Genomic DNA, 13,501 nt, shown 5'->3' on the forward strand with positions numbered 1-13,501 from the left:
CTGCCTGTGCACCGGAAATCCTGGCCACCCCCCGCAAGAAGCCCTACTTTTCCCCCTTGCGCTCCACCAGTTGGAACAGGATGCCGTGGGTGTCTTTGGGGTGAATGAACACCAGTCCCCCGGCTTCAATGAGCTGCACTCCTCGGCTTTTGAGGGCGTCGCGGGCCTGGGCCAGGTCCTCCACCGCCAGGGCCACCAGGTGAATCCCCTCGCCCCGCCGCTGGAGGGTGCGCCCCAGGGGGGTATCGGGGCCGAGGGGCTCGGCCAGTTCAATGAAGCGCCCCGAGGTGCCCAGGTAGAAGTAGGCGTTGCGCAGGCCCAGGTGGGGATGAGCCTTGCCCACCTCCCCTGTGGGCTTCAGTCCCAGGCGCTTCTCATAGTCCTGCACTGCCTGCTCCAGGTTGTTCACCGCCACCACGATGTGGTCAATCCATTTGAACACGACGCACCTCCTATTGCAGAACCTGCAGGGTGGCGTGGCGGATGCGCTCCCAATCGATCTCATAGCCCAGGCCAGGCTTGGTGGGGGCGTGGACATAGCCCTGGCTGTCCACACGGATGTCCTCCACCAGGCCGAACTCGTTGGCCCCCGTGGAGGGGAAGTGCTCGTAGTAGTCGCAGTTGGGAATAGCCATGATCACATGCAGATTGGCCACATTGTTGAGGGAGTTGCCCCCGTGATGGATTTCGCACTTCATGCGGAAGGCCTCGGCCAGGTGGGCGATTTTCAGCAAGGGGGTAATGCCCCCCGACACCGCCACATCCCCCCGCAGGATGTCCGTGGCCTTCTGCAGAATCCAGATGGGCGTCCCGTAGAAGCGCCCAGGCACCCACTCCACCGACATGATGGGGATGTCCAGTTTCTGGCAGAGTTTGGTGTAGTTGTAGATGTCCTCTTCGGCCAGGGGGTCCTCGTACCAGTAGTAGTCCAGGTCCTCCAAGGCGCGTCCCACCCGAATGGCGTCCTCGTAGGTGTAGGCCCACATGGAGTCCAGCATAAGGGTCATGGTATCGCCCACGGCCTGGCGCACGGCGCGGCAGATGGCGATGTCCATTTGGGGGTTGCCATGGGGGTGGATTTTGTAAGCCGTCCACCCCCGGGCGCGGAAGCGCAGGGCCTCCTCCACATAGTCCTCCACCCGAGGCCAGGAGGGGGAGCTGGCGTAGGCGGGCACCTTCTCCCGGCAGGTGCCCAGCAGGCGGTGAATGGGCAGGCCCGCCACCTTCCCAGCGATGTCCCACAGGGCTATATCCACTGCGCCGATGGCCTGGGTGGAGACGACACGGTTCAAACGCCACATCTCCCCCCAGAGGGCCCCGATGTCCAGGGGGTTACGCCCCACTACCAGGGGCTTTAGGAACTCCATCAGAGGGCCGACAAAGGCGTCCGCCCCCTGGCGTGGGGAGCCCAGGAAAGCATACCCCTCCACGCCTGCATCGGTGTGAACGGCCAGAACACCCAACTGCTTCACCCCTCCGAAGGTGTTGCGCCCCGAACGGTAGGGCGGGGCCTCCCATTTGACCAACCGAACGGTGAGCCCAGTGATTTTCACGGCTCCCCCCTTGGGCAGAAGCGGTTTTGCGACTACTATAGCACTTTGGAGCACCCCGCACCCCCCACACAGCACAGGAGGTGGGCGATGGCCTTCAGCACAACCCTCTGGCGGAGCATAGAGGACATCTTTTCGCGCATCCTGGCCCATCCCTTTCTGCAGGGCCTGACGGACGGCACACTCCCCGAAGAGGCCTTCCGCTTTTATGTGGTGCAGGACGCCCTCTACCTGCGGGACTTCGCCCGGGGCCTGGCCCTTTTGGGTGCCAAAGCCCCCCAGGATGCCTGGCTCATGAAGTTCGCCCAGGACGCCCGCGACGCCTTGCAGGTGGAGCGTGCCCTGCACGAGGCCTTTTTCGCCCACTGGGGGCTGACCCCGGAGCAGGTGTATGCCACCCCCTTGGCCCCCACCAATCTGCTGTATACCTCCTACCTTCTGCGGGTGGCCTATGAGCGCCCGTTTTATGAAGGGGTGGCCGCCTTCTTGCCCTGCTACTGGATCTACCTGGAGGTGGGGAAGGCGTTGGAGAGGCGGGGCTCCCCCAAGCCCCTGTACCAGCGCTGGATAGATACCTACGCCAGCACCGAATACGAGAAGGTGGTGCGGGGAACCATCGCCGTAACCGATGCCCTCGCCGAAACCCTCACCGACGCCCAGCGGGAGACCATGCGCCACCACTTCGTCATCACCAGCACCCTGGAGTGGATGTTTTGGGATATGGGCTGGCGGAAAGAGGGGTGGCCGGTGTAGGGGGGGACAGGTCTGGGCGGTTCCCTATGCCTTGACCAGAGGCATACCACGCCCTAGCATAGGGCACGGAGCCTCCACGTATGGTGCGCCCCTATCAGTGGATCGCCCTGCTCCGCTTGACAGGGACAACCCGCCGCGAGCGGATTCAGCGCATAGTGGCCCTGGTGGTTGTAGCGCTCATCATCGTGGGGGCGATTATCTTTCGCAACTTCCTCTGGGCCATCCGCACCGCCACATACCCGGGCATCTTCCTGCTGAGTTTGGTGGGGGCGGCGTCCATCTTCGTGCCCATACCGGGGTTGGCGTCGGTGTGTGCGGGGGCGGGGGTGCTGGCCTTGAACCTGTGGGCGGTGGCGGCTTTGGCAGCGGCGGGAGAGGCCATTGGCGAGACCAGCGGTTACCTGGCCGGCATTGGGGGGCGCACCCTGGTGGAGAAGCACCCTTACTACCTGCGCTTCTACGCCTGGATGCGCTACCGCGGGGGGCTGGTGCTGTTCCTGGCCTGCATCATCCCCAACCCCCTGTTTGACATCGTGGGCATTACGGCGGGGAGCCTGCGCTACCCCCTGCACCTCTTCTATCCCCTGGTGTTCAGTGGCAAACTGGTGAAGAACCTCTGGATCTCCTACCTGTGCTACCGGGGCCTCATGCCTGTGTTACGGTGGCTAGGTGGCATGGATTAGACTGTGCTAGGCTAGGACAACTACCAGGAGGGGGAGTATGCCGACTTTTGACCGTTCCTTTGTGGTGCAGTTGGCCGAGCGGTATCGCAACTGGGGGCGCTGGGGCCCCGAGGACGAACTGGGCACCCTTAACTTCGTTACTCCGGACACGGTGCGAGAGGCGGCCACACTCATACGGGACGGGAAGGTCTTCAGCCTGGCTATTGACTTTAACCACCTGGGCCCCCAGCGCCCCGGGCACTACACCCGCCGTTTCAACCCCGTCCACACCATGCTCCGCACGGGGACGGATGCTTTGGCCTCTGGCGAAGGGGGCGAACCCCCCATTATGGCCGGCAGTGATGACATCGTAACCATGCCTTTGCAATGTGCCACCCAGTGGGACAGCCTGGCCCACATCTTTTACAAAGGGATGATGTATAACGGGCGCTCCGCCGCCCTGGTTACCGCCCAGGGTGCCGCCAAAAACTCCATTGACAAGATGCGGGCACGGATCGTGGGGCGTGCCGTGCTCTTGGACATCCCCCGCAGTAAGGGCGTCCGCTGGCTGGAGCCTGGGACGCCTATTTATCCCGAAGACCTGGACGCCTGCCTGCGCCAGCAAGGGGTGCAGGTGCGCCGCGGCGACTTCCTCCTGGTGCGCACGGGCCACATCACCCTCTGCCGCGCCCGGGGCGACTGGGGCGACTACGCCGGGGGCGATGCGCCGGGCCTCTCCCTTTTGACCATCCCCTGGATTTACGAGAAGGAGGTCGCAGCGGTCTGCGCCGACACCTGGGGGGTGGAGGTGCGCCCCAACGAGGTGCCCGATGTGCGCCAGCCCTGGCACGTGGTCGCCATCCCCAACATGGGCCTGCTGGTGGGGGAAATTTTTGACCTGGACGCCTTGGCCGAGGATTGCGCCAAGGACGGACGCTATGCGATGTTCTTCTGCGCCCCACCCCTGCCCATCACGGGGGCAGTCGGCTCCCCGATCAACCCCCAGGCCATCAAGTAGGCCGCCATCCATCGGCCCCAAGGGGAGGGCGTGCGCCTCAAGGTTTGCCCCGACGACTTTTACGTGGAGGAGCGCATCGCCCTGCCCCTTGCTCCCGGCCCTTTCACCCTGTACCGCATCCGCAAGGTAGGCGTTACCACCCTGGCGGTGCAGGCAGGGCTTGCCCAGGGGTTAGGCCTCTCGCGGCGGGACGTGGTCTTCCCCGCCCAGAAGGATCGGCAAGCCGTGGCCGTCCAGTTCGCCTCGGTGCGGGGAGAGGGGCCGGCGCACCTTCGCGGGGAGGGGTGGGAGGCCGAAAGGGTGGGGCGGGCACCCCGTCCCCTCTCGCCCCACGACCTGCAGGGCAACGCCTTCACCCTGACCCTGCGCCACCTGGGCCAAGACGAAGTCCCCCGCCTGCGCTCAGCCCTGGAAAGGCGCCCCAGAGAGGGCCTCCCCAACTATTTTGACAGCCAACGCTTCGGCTCTTGCGTCCCAGGGGAGGGGTGCATCGGCAAAGCCTTGCTCCTCGGGGACGGCGAGAAGGCCCTCCGCCTCTTTTTAGCCACCCCCCTGCCGGGAGAAGGCAGGCGGGTGCGCGCCTTCAAGACCCTGGCGCGCCAGCACTGGGGGCAGTGGGAGCGCCTTCTGCCCCACGCCCCTCGGGGGCCCCTGCGGAGCGTCCTCACCTACCTGAAGGACCACCCCACCGCCTTCCGTCAGGCAGTCGACCGCATCGCCCCTGCCTTGCTCTCCCTGTTTCTCTCCGCTTACCAGGCGTGGCTATGGAACTGTGCGGTGGGGCGGTGGTTGCGGGCTCTGCTGGAACCCACAGGTGCGGTTGTGGAGGGGTTGACCATTGCCGGGTGTGCCCTTCCCCTGTATGAGGCTTGGGAGCCAGACCTGCGGGAACGCCTACGGAAGATGAGTCTCCCCCTTCCCCATCACAAGATGTCCTTCCCCGACCACCAAGCCGAGCGGAGTATGGCCGAAACCCTTGCCCAGGAGGGGCTTGCCCTGAAGGACTTGAAAGCGCGCCACCTCACCCACGCCTACTTGGGGCGGGGGGAGCGCCCCTTGCTCCTGTTCCCCGCCGACCTGAGGGTGGGGGAGGCCCAGCCCGATGACCGCTTCCCCGGACGCTGGAAGGTAAGAATCGCCTTCGCCCTTCCCCCCGGCTCCTATGCCACCCTGGTGGTAAAGGGGGCGGGCATCCTGGCGGGCGTGCCCCTTGAGGGGGAACCAGCCGTTACTGCAGAGTCCTGAGGAAGGCGATGACATCCTGCAGGTCGCGGTCGGTGAGGGCGGGGTTGCCGCCCTTGGGGGGCATGGCGACCTTGGTCCTGTTATCGGGAGCGTCGGCGGCGCGGCCCACCTTCAGGAAGTCCAGCAGTTGGGCATCGGTGAGGCGTTGAATGAATTCGTTCTTGCGCAGGTCCACACCCAACCCTTGTACCCCCTCGGCGTTCTGGCCGTGGCAGACGGCACAGGTGCCCGCGTACACTTGCTTGCCTCGGTTCACATCCCCAGCGGCCACGGTGCGAGCGGGAGTAGGCGTGCGCGCCGCAGGGGTAACCCCAGCGCGCGGGGTTGGTGTGGGGGCGGGCTGAGCAGCGCCCCCTCCACCGCATGCCGTCAGGAACACCACCACACCCACGGCAAGTCCAATAAGGGCCAGACGAAGCATAATTGTGCCTCCTTATGTTATGCCCACTGCCAGTGTCGCTACACAAAGGGAAAATGGGCCCTAGCGCTGGGCATTGTCAAGCGTATCCTTGTGATAAGTGTAACACACGCTCCCGGGAAAAGTCTAGCATCGGCCTCCCCAGGCGAAGGGCAGAGAAGGCCTGAGGGATAGGCGTCCCCACCCAGACGGACAAAGACAGAGGGCCGAAAGGCCAGCACCGAAAGTCCTACCTGAAGGGGAATGGCCCCGCTGGAAGGGGCACGGGCCTGACCTTCCGTTCAGGGGGCCGTCTTATCCCGGCTCGAAGGGCACCGAAAGCACGGGGGCCCTCTGCCCGTGCGCCGAGAACATTGTCAACAGGCCTAGCGCTTCGTGAAGGGCAGGAAGGCCTGGAGTTTGCGCGGGCCTTCCGCCCACCCCTCGGCGAAGTACCAGTCGCGGAAGCCTCCCGTGAAGCCCGCCTGGAGAAGTGCCTGGCCCAGGGGCGTAGCCTCGGGAGGGGTGCCCCGCTCCAGGGCGCGGCGGGTGTCGGCACGGTGGGGGGCTTCGTATTCCACCATGATGTGCCCCCCCGGGGGCAGGAGCGCCCGCAGCAGGCGCAAAAGGGCCACCAGCGCCTCCCCCTCCAGGGCCAAGCGCACCCCCGCCCCCTCCACAACAGAGGGCAAAGTCATCACCTCCACCCAGTTGGTAGCGGGGTAAGAGCCGCGGTGGTGCAGACCCTCCACCAGGGGGGGATGGGTCGGCTCCCCGCTGGGTGTGAGCCACCACAGGCGAAAGTAGTGGGCCCCCACCCGATTGGTCGGCCCCACCTCCACCCGCAGGCGTCCTCCCAGGAAAGGCCTCCCGTCCAATGTCAAGAGGGCTTCGGCGGCGGTCAAGGCCTTTTCAGGGGGCAGCGCCGAGGGGCTAGAGGCCTGTGTTCCGGTCTGGTCGGCCATAGGCGTAGGTGCTCCCTCTCCCTATAATAGGGCTAGGTGCTGTGCCCATGTTCGTCCATCTGCACACCCATACCGAATACAGCATGCTGGACGGCCTCTCCCGCATCCGGGACCTGGTGCGGAGAGCCAAAGAGTTGGGTATGCCCGCCCTGGCTCTCACCGACCACGGCAACCTCTACGGAGCCATAGAGTTCTTCCTGGAATGCCAAGCGGCGGGCATCAAGCCCATCATCGGCTGTGAGGTGTATGTGGCCAAGACCTCGCGCCACAGCCGGGGGAACGAGGAGAAAAGCCCCTTCCACCTGACCCTGCTGGCCAAAAACACCCAGGGCTACAAAAACCTCATCCACCTAGTGAGCAAAGCCCACCTGGAGGGCTTCCACTATAAGCCCCGCATTGATAAAGACCTCCTCGTCCGGCATCGGGAGGGGTTGGTGTGCCTGTCGGGGTGTCTGAACAGCGAACTGGCCCGCGCCATCCTGGAGGGGGGCATTGAGCCCGCCCGCCGCGTGGCGGGATGGTATCGGGAGGTGTTCGGCGAGGATTACTACCTGGAAATCCAGGAGCACCCCGGCGTTGCTGACCTTCACAAGGTCAACCCTGTTCTGCGCCTCTTGTCCCGGGAGATGGGCATTCCTCTGGTGGCCACCAACGACTCCCACTACACCACCCCCGACGAGGCTCCGCTGCAAGAGATTCTCATCTGCATCCACACGGGCACCACCCTCCAGGACCCCAAGCGCCTCAAGATGGAGGGGGATTCCTTCTACCTGAAGAGCGCCGAGGAGATGGCCGCCCTGTTCCCCGACCTGCCCGAGGCGGTGGAGGCGACCCTACGCATCGCCGCGCAGTGCCAGCCTCCCGATGTGGGGCTGGGCGGCCTGCGCCTCCCCCACTTCCCCGTCCCCCACGGTCTCGACGCCCAGACCTACTTGGAACGCCTGTGCGCTGAGGGCCTGGAACGGCGTAAACCCCACGCCCCTGCGGCCTACCGCCAGCGCCTGGCCTATGAACTGGAGGTCATCCGCAAGACGCGCTTCGCCAATTACTTCCTGGTGGTGTGGGATATCACCCGTTTCGCCCGCGAGCGGGGCATCCTCTATGGGGTGCGGGGGTCGGCGGCCGCCAGCCTCGTGCTGTACTGCCTGGGAGTTACCGATGTGGACCCCCTGGAATACGGCCTGGTCTTTGAGCGCTTCCTCAACGAGGAGCGCAAAGAGATGCCCGATATTGACATGGACTTCCAGGACGACCGGCGCCCCGAGGTCTTGGAGTATGTGGTGCGCCGTTACGGGCGGGAGCAGGTGGCCCAGATCATCACCTTTGGGACGATGGGCCCCAAGGCCGCCGTGCGGGATGTGGGGCGGGTGAAGGGCCTCACCTACGCCGATGTGGACCGGGTAGCGCGCCTTATTCCCGCCCGCGCCCGCACCTTGGACGAAGCCCTCCAGGCCCAACCCGAATTGCAGATGCTCTATGACCAGGACAGCATCATCCGCGACCTGCTGGACACGGCCAAGCGCCTGGAGGGTCTGGTGCACCATGTGAGCACCCACGCTGCGGGGGTCGTCATCACGGGGGAGCCCCTGACGGAATATGTGCCCCTGCAGCGCCCCGTGCGCGGCCAAGAGCACGGCATCGCCATGACCCAATACAGTATGGACCCCATCGCCCGCCTGGGCCTGCTGAAGATGGACCTCCTGGGCCTGGCTAACCTGACCATCCTGCAGAAGGCGCGCGACCTGGTGCGCCAGCAACGGGGCCTGGAGGTGGACCTCACCGCCATACCCCTGGACGACCCCAAGACCTACGCCCTTCTGGCCACAGGGGAAACCACCGACCTGTTCCAACTGGAGAGCGCCGGCATGCGCCGGTGCATCCGCGACCTGAAGCCCGCCTCCTTGCGGGAGGTGGCGGCCCTCATCGCCCTGTATCGCCCAGGCCCTATGGAGCACATCCCCACCTACATCAAGGCCCGTCAGGGCGTGGAGCCGGTGCGCTACCCCCACCCCGACCTGAAGGGCATCCTGGAAGAGACCTACGGTGTCATCGTCTACCAGGAGCAGGTGCTGCAGATCGTCCAGCGCATCGCCGGCTACACCCTGGGCCAGGCCGATGTGGTGCGCAAGGCCATGGGCAAAAAGGTGCCCGAGATTATGGAGAAGGAGCGGGAGCGCTTCATCAGCGGTGCCCTGCAACGGGGCTACACCCGCGACGACGCCGAAGCCCTGTTCCGCCTGATTGAGCCGTTCGCCGGCTACGCCTTCAACAAGGCCCACGCCGTCTCCTATGCCCTGGTGGCCTACTGGACAGCCTACTTCAAGGCCAACTACCCGGTGGAGTTCATGACCGCCGTCCTGAACACCCGCCTGGGCGACTTGGACAAGACGGCCGCCGCCATCCACGAGTGCCAGCGCATGGGGATTCCCGTGCTTCTGCCCGATGTCAACGCCAGCGCCGTGCACTATACCATTGAGACGACCGCCGACGGGCGGCGTGCTATTCGCATCGGCCTGGCGGCGGTGAAGAATGTGGGCGAGAGCGCCGTTCTCCCTATCCTGAAGGCGCGCCAGGAGGGGGGACCTTTCCGGGATCTGGCCGACTTCTGCCGACGATGCGACCTGCGGGGCATGAACCGCCGCACCCTGGAGAGCCTCATTAAAGCGGGGGCATTGGACTGCTTTGGGGAGCGGGCGAGCCTCCTGGCCAGCGTGGAACGCATCCTGGCCCTCTCCCACCAGGAGGCCCGTCGGCGCGAGGCCGGCCAGATGACCATGTTTGACCTGTTCGGCCACCAGGTGGCGGTGCCCCTGCCCAGCATGGACCTGCCCTCCGCATCCCCTGCGCCACGCGAGTATGCCCAATGGGAGCGCGACCTGCTGGGGGTGGCCCTTTCCCACAACCCCCTGCCCGCCATCGCCCAGGCCCTGGCCGGCACCGATGCCATCCTCTCCCGCACCCAACTGGACCCCGAGATGACTGGGCAAAGGGTGGTGCTGGTGGGGCAGGTGGCCAGCGTGCGGGAGTCCTTCACAAAGGAGAAGCGCCCCTTCCTGACCGCCTCCCTGGCCCTGCTGGACGGCCAAGTGGAGATGGTGGTGTGGCCCCCGGTGTATGAGACCACCCGCTCCCTCTGGCGGGAGGGGAACCTGGTGTGGGTAGTGGGACGCCTGCGCCACCGGGACGAGGAGGTTTCGGTGGTGGTGGACGAGGTGCGCCCCTACCAGATACCCGATGCCCCCGCATCGGAAGGGGCAGAGCCCCCTCCAGCCCTATCCCTCCACAGGCCATCCCATGCGAACGGCACCCACAGCCGGCCCCTGACCAATGGCACCAGCGCCCAGGCCCCTCCCCCGCGACGGCTTATCCTACGCCTGCAGGAGACCAGCGACCCCCAAGCTGATGAAGCCCTTCTCCGGGATACCTTGAAACTTTTGCTGGAACATCCCGGCCCCGATAGGGTTTTCCTGCTCCTGGTCAGCGGAGGGAAGAGGGTGCGCGTGGAGTTGCCCACCATCAGCGTCGCCTATAGCGACGGCCTCCAGCGCCAGCTAGAGGAGCGCCTGGGCCCCCATAGCGTCATCCTTGAGGAGGAGCGTGCATAAGATCGCTAGGGGAGCACCACCCCTGACCCTTATCGGCCCCGAGGGGCCGGCGATGCCGGGCCAGCCTGTCCTTTGCACCGTGAACCTGGCCCTCCCCCGCGCCTATGAAGTGCGGGCGGTGCGGGTGGAGGTGTGGGGGGTCTTGCGGCGGGTGGTGGGATCGTTGGGGTGGGGCCCCCTGCGCCTGTGGCGCTGGGCCACCGAAAGGGTCATCCGCACCCACCATGCCCTGCCCATTGGACACAAGCTAGGCCCTGGCACTGCCTCCTATCGTCTGGAGGTGCCCCTTCCCGCCGATGCACCCCCCACCGCCCGCGGGCGCATGCTTCAGATGGTCTACACCCTGCGCGCTCGTTTGGACATCCCCCACGCCCCCGACCGCTGGGAGGTGGCACCCCTACGGGTGCACACCTCCCCCCCGCCGTGGGAGGGGCTCCCCCCTTCTCCGCGTGAGGAGAGCATCAGCGTGCGGTTGGAGGCGCCCCGCACCCTCGTGGCGGGGCAGCGGGTTCAAGGCTCCCTGGCCCTGGTCGCCTCCCACCCCGTCGTGCTCAACGACCTGCGCCTGGACCTGGTGCAGAGGGAGCGGGTGCCCCCGCGGGAGTGGGCGTTCACCGTAGGGCGAGTGGCTTTCCCGTCAGTGTCTTTGGGGGCCTATGCTGAGCGCGTCCTCTCCTTCAGCTTGGGGATTCCCCCCCAGGCCCCGCCCACCTGCGTCCTCCCCCATCACTGCTCCATCCAATGGAGCCTGCGCCTGACGGCACGGGGGTATCCGCGCCTAGCCGAAGTGAGCGTGGTGGTGGGGACGGGCTAGGGACAGGCCTGGGCGGGGGGCAAACCCGTTTGGGCCATAGCCCGCACGCAGAACACGATGGCCCACCGCTCGTCTTCGGAGAGCAGTTTGCCCATAGCGGGCATCAGCCCCCGCCCGTTGCTGATGGTGTGGTAGATCTGGCCATCGGCGCGCCCGCGCACCCGGTCGCTGGCCATGGCCGGGGGGCGAATCGTTGTGGCATCGGTGATACGGTCTGCGGCCAGGCTTTGCCCGTCGCCATACACACCATGGCAGGGGGCGCAGTTGATGGCGAACAACTCCCGCCCCCAGCGGCGGTTCTCGGGGGTATTGGGGATGGTGGGGCGCAAACCTTCCGCCTGGTCAAAGGGAATGGTGACAGCAACCGGCTTCTTCCCCTGGCGGGGCACCGCCTCCGCGGGCACGTCCCACCGAGCTGGCTCCCCGGCGCGGTAGGCTTCGCTGTAGTGCATCTCGTAATAGATATCCAGGGGGTAGGTGCCGGTGCGCGCACAGGCGGAGGCCAGCAGGCCCAGCACTAACGCCCCCACCAGTAGCAATGCCCCTTTCCACATAGGCAGCAACCCCTTCGGTGGATGCAAACCTCAGCTCCTTCTGGGCGGCTACCCCCGCTTCACTTCCACCGCCCCGTGCTGCCGCAAGATCCGCTCGGCCGGCCCCAACAGACCCTCCTCCCCCACCACCAGCAGGCCGATCCACCCCTCCGTGATGCGCTTGTCGTACAGGCCCACAATGGGGCGGGGTAGGCGGGACTCAAACACCACCCCGAGCACCGTGAACAGAATGGCCCCCAGCATGGTGCCCTCGTAGGTGATGATGGCCATGGGCGGGATGGAGAGCACCGGCTTGCCCCCCGTGACCAGGGGATAGGCCAACTGGGTGCCGGCGGTCAGGAGGATCGCCACCGAGAACCCACACAACGCCCCCAAGAAGGGGAACACATACAGCCGATGGGGAGGGGTATGCTCGCTAAAAGCCCCCTCGGGATACGGGGAGCCCGACAGCACCTCAAACTCTATCCCCGCCTCCCGCAGGGCGGTGCCGGCGTTGGCCGCCGACTCCACATCACTAAACAGACCCAAGACACCGCGCTCGGCCATAGTCCCGACTCCTCCCTAATGTTCGCGCACGATGGCGGGCACCTTGCGCTTGCCCACCTGAATATCAGCCTTAAGCACCTGCCCCTCCTTCGCCTCGTTCACGGGCACTAACGGGAAGATCTTGCTGAACACCAGCAGGCCCAGACACACCAGGGCGAAGGAGCCGATGACGATCAGCATCTCAATGGGGCTGGGGCGGTAGGCCGACCAGTCAAAGGTGAAGGCCTGCTTGCGCGCCAGCCCCGGCACAATGATCAGGAACCGCTCCAACCACATCCCGATGTTCACCAGGATAGAGGTCCAGAACATCAGCGCCACATTCCGCCTCACCTTGCGGAACAGCCACAAGGGCACAGGGATGAAGAAGGCCGTCAGAATGAACAGGATGAACAGCATGTTGAATGGCCACTCAAACACCTGCAACTGGCGCATGGCCACTTCCTGCGGCTCCCGCAGGTAGAGGCTGAAGATGAACTCCAAAGCGAAGAAGAAGAACCACGCCAGGGCCACCACAATGAGCAGACGTCCGATGGCGTCAAAGTGCTCGGCGCGGATGTAGTCCTCCCAGCGGAACAGCCAGCGCATCACCGCCATCATGGTAACCACAGCCGCCACCCCCGAGTGCACCGCCCCAATGACGAAGTAGGGGGCAAACACCGTGGTGTGCCACCCCTCTACCGAGATGGCCATCCCGAAGTCCCACGACACGATGGAGTGCACCGAGACGAACACAGGCAGAATCAACGCCGATAGGAGGATCCCTGCCAGGGTTTGGAGTTTCCACTGGCGGGGCGTGCCCCGCCAACCCAGGGATAGAATGGAGTAAATCTTGTGGGGAATCCCTGTGGTGCGGTCGCGCAGGACGGCCAGGTCGGGGAGCAGGGTAATCAACACGAACAGTGCCGACCCCGTCAAGTAGGTGAAGATGGCGCTCGGGTCCCACACCAACGGGGAGCGCACATTGGGCCAAATCCCCCGCGAGAAATCATAGGGGAATACCCAGTACATCGTGCGCCAGGGGCGGCCCGAGTGGAACAGGGGGAACATGGCCGCCGTGGCCAGGGAGAACACGGTGAGCACCTCGGCTGCCCGCACCATGGGGCGTCGCCACTCGGCCTGGGTGAGGCGCAGAATGGCCGAGAGCATCACCCCCGCGTGGCTGATGCCCACCCAGAACACGAAGGTGATGATAAGCAGTTCCCACATAATGGGGCGGTTAATGCCCGCCACCCCTGGCCCCCGGTTCATCCACCATCCCACGGCTCCCCCCGCCACCGCCACCACCCCCCCCAGCCCCAACAACAGCCCCCAGAACCAGAGGGGCGTGCTCAGCACCGGCCACAGCAGGTCTCGGTTGATTTGGCTGTCCGATAGGTCTTTCCGCTCCTGCAT

The 13,501-nt window shown here is 65.6% G+C and carries 13 protein-coding genes; 6 read left to right on the forward strand and 7 right to left on the reverse strand.

Annotated features, from left to right (window positions below; genetic code table 11):
• Positions 1–43 precede the first annotated feature (43 nt).
• The gene (locus tag NZ951_06165; GenBank protein ID MCS7207501.1) at positions 44–442 is read right to left on the reverse strand and encodes a VOC family protein; all 399 of its coding nucleotides are present in this window, start codon (positions 440–442) and stop codon (positions 44–46) included.
• A 10-nt stretch (positions 443–452) separates the two neighbouring features.
• A complete protein-coding gene (locus NZ951_06170; GenBank protein MCS7207502.1) occupies positions 453–1,553 on the reverse strand; it encodes a mandelate racemase in 1,101 nt (366 codons plus the stop codon).
• A gap of 87 nt (positions 1,554–1,640) precedes the next feature.
• On the opposite strand from NZ951_06170, the gene tenA reads away from it, so the two are divergent.
• The 4 genes from tenA (at position 1,641) to truD (ending at position 5,228) form a co-directional block, all read left to right on the forward strand.
• A complete protein-coding gene (gene tenA, locus NZ951_06175; GenBank protein MCS7207503.1) occupies positions 1,641–2,303 on the forward strand; it encodes a thiaminase II in 663 nt (220 codons plus the stop codon).
• Between the two features lie 80 nt (positions 2,304–2,383).
• Positions 2,384–2,986 (forward strand): VTT domain-containing protein, encoded by a 603-nt coding sequence (locus NZ951_06180; protein ID MCS7207504.1) that lies wholly within the window; start codon positions 2,384–2,386, stop codon positions 2,984–2,986.
• 37 nt (positions 2,987–3,023) lie between these two features.
• Positions 3,024–3,983 carry a cyclase family protein gene (locus tag NZ951_06185; protein ID MCS7207505.1) on the forward strand — a complete coding sequence of 320 codons (960 nt, stop codon included), beginning with the start codon at positions 3,024–3,026 and terminating at the stop codon, positions 3,981–3,983.
• Between the two features lie 30 nt (positions 3,984–4,013).
• On the forward strand, positions 4,014–5,228 hold the full coding sequence (truD, locus tag NZ951_06190; protein ID MCS7207506.1) for a tRNA pseudouridine(13) synthase TruD: 1,215 nt from the start codon (positions 4,014–4,016) through the stop codon (positions 5,226–5,228).
• On the opposite strand, the gene NZ951_06195 is transcribed toward truD, so the two are convergent.
• Both NZ951_06195 and NZ951_06200 read right to left on the reverse strand, forming a co-directional pair.
• The gene (locus tag NZ951_06195) at positions 5,212–5,649 is read right to left on the reverse strand and encodes a c-type cytochrome (GenBank protein ID MCS7207507.1); all 438 of its coding nucleotides are present in this window, start codon (positions 5,647–5,649) and stop codon (positions 5,212–5,214) included. The genes truD and NZ951_06195 overlap by 17 nt on opposite strands.
• A gap of 362 nt (positions 5,650–6,011) precedes the next feature.
• Entirely contained in the window at positions 6,012–6,590 is a 579-nt protein-coding gene (locus NZ951_06200) for a DUF1122 family protein (protein ID MCS7207508.1), read from the reverse strand.
• A 47-nt stretch (positions 6,591–6,637) separates the two neighbouring features.
• On the opposite strand from NZ951_06200, the gene NZ951_06205 reads away from it, so the two are divergent.
• On the forward strand, positions 6,638–10,195 hold the full coding sequence (locus NZ951_06205) for a DNA polymerase III subunit alpha (protein ID MCS7207509.1): 3,558 nt from the start codon (positions 6,638–6,640) through the stop codon (positions 10,193–10,195).
• Entirely contained in the window at positions 10,188–11,009 is an 822-nt protein-coding gene (locus NZ951_06210) for a hypothetical protein (GenBank protein MCS7207510.1), read from the forward strand. The genes NZ951_06205 and NZ951_06210 overlap by 8 nt, the downstream gene beginning before the upstream one ends.
• Here NZ951_06210 and NZ951_06215 read toward each other — a convergent pair.
• The 3 genes from NZ951_06215 to nrfD are packed head-to-tail and all read right to left on the reverse strand — an operon-like array spanning position 11,006 to position 13,501.
• Complete coding sequence (locus NZ951_06215) at positions 11,006–11,563, reverse strand: cytochrome c (GenBank protein MCS7207511.1); 558 nt, start codon at positions 11,561–11,563, stop codon at positions 11,006–11,008. The two genes, NZ951_06210 and NZ951_06215, sit on opposite strands and share 4 nt — an antisense overlap.
• A 48-nt stretch (positions 11,564–11,611) precedes the next feature.
• Complete coding sequence (locus NZ951_06220; protein MCS7207512.1) at positions 11,612–12,109, reverse strand: DUF3341 domain-containing protein; 498 nt, start codon at positions 12,107–12,109, stop codon at positions 11,612–11,614.
• A gap of 15 nt (positions 12,110–12,124) precedes the next feature.
• Positions 12,125–13,501: a polysulfide reductase NrfD gene (gene nrfD / locus NZ951_06225; GenBank protein ID MCS7207513.1), complete on the reverse strand. Its 1,377-nt coding sequence runs from the start codon at positions 13,499–13,501 to the stop codon at positions 12,125–12,127.

Source organism: Dehalococcoidia bacterium, from assembly GCA_025060295.1.
In the GTDB taxonomy this organism is placed as follows: Bacteria; Chloroflexota; Dehalococcoidia; order Lucifugimonadales; family HRBIN23; genus HRBIN23.